Below are 1,338 nucleotides of genomic sequence, written 5' to 3' on the forward strand. Positions count from 1 at the left end.
AATGGCAGGAAATTCATTCGGACAATTATTCAGGATCACCACTTTCGGTGAGTCGCATGGTGAAGCGATCGGGGTGATCGTTGATGGCTGTCCCCCTAATATCGAAATCGACCAGGAGTTTATTCAAAGTGAACTGGATAAGCGTAAACCGGGACAATCGAGGATCACTACCCAGCGGAAGGAAAGTGATACAGCGAAAATCCTTTCGGGAGTATTTGAAGGGAAAAGTACCGGAACGCCCCTGACACTCCTGATCCCGAATGAGGATCAGCGTTCGAAAGATTACGATCACAACAAGGATATTTTCAGACCTTCACATGCTGATTACACCTACCAGGCTAAATACGGAATCCGTGATCACCGCGGAGGCGGCCGTTCTTCTGCCCGGGAGACTGCCGCGCGCGTGGCGGCGGGTGCAGTGGCCAAGCTGTTCCTGAAAACAAAGGGAATAGAGATCTTCGCCCATGTGTCTTCTGCGGGAACCATCGACGCCCCAAACCTGGCCAGCGATGACCTTGCTGCCCTGCTGGAAATCAGGGAAAGCAATATTATTCGCTGTGCGGACCCGGCTACTGCCAACGAGATGATTGAAATGATCGACGGGGTCCGTAAACAGGGCGACACGGTGGGCGGAAAGATTTCCTGCATTATCCGCAATTGTCCGGCAGGATTGGGCGAGCCTGTATTCGACAAATTGCATGCTGACCTCGGCAAGGCTATGCTGAGCATCAACGCGGTACATGGTTTTGAATACGGATCGGGCTTTGCAGGCTCTGAGATGAAAGGTTCTGAGCACAACGATATTTTCAAACGGGCGGAGGATTCTGCTCATGTCACCACCCTTACTAATTTCTCGGGGGGCATCCAGGGCGGCATCTCAAACGGAATGGATATCATGTTCCGCGTGGCATTCAAACCTATTGCCACCATCATGCATAGCCAGCAAACAATTGATAAAGATGGCAACGCGACTGAAATAAAAGGCAAGGGCCGCCACGACCCTTGTGTAGTACCACGCGCAGTGCCGATTGTGGAGGCAATGGCTGCACTGGTGATAGCCGATCATGTGCTGAGGCAAGAGGCTATGGTTCTTCATAGCTGACGCTATGAGCGGTTAGCAATTGGTTATTAGCTGTTGGGGTTGGGCTGTCAGCTATCGGCAATCAGCTGTCAGCTGTCCGGCTAAGAGCTTAATCTCGGAAGGGGTAGCATATTTTTGAGCTGCGGGCACCAAGATACTAGTGTCAGGCAAAAATTAATAATAGCAAAAGGCCTTATAGTTATTGAATTAACTATAAGGCCTTTTGCTATATACAGACAAACTTAATTGTTGAACGT

1 protein-coding gene is annotated in these 1,338 nt (G+C 50.1%); it reads left to right on the forward strand.

Annotation, left to right across the window (positions count from 1 at the left end; all coding sequences use genetic code 11):
- Window position 1: 1 nt before the first annotated feature.
- On the forward strand, window positions 2–1,102 hold the full coding sequence (aroC, locus tag DDR33_RS16040) for a chorismate synthase (RefSeq protein ID WP_109416824.1): 1,101 nt from the start codon (window positions 2–4) through the stop codon (window positions 1,100–1,102).
- Window positions 1,103–1,338: the final 236 nt, after the last annotated feature.

Origin of the sequence: Pararcticibacter amylolyticus, assembly GCF_003130405.1 — a bacterium.
GTDB lineage: Bacteria > Bacteroidota > Bacteroidia > Sphingobacteriales > Sphingobacteriaceae > Arcticibacter > Arcticibacter amylolyticus.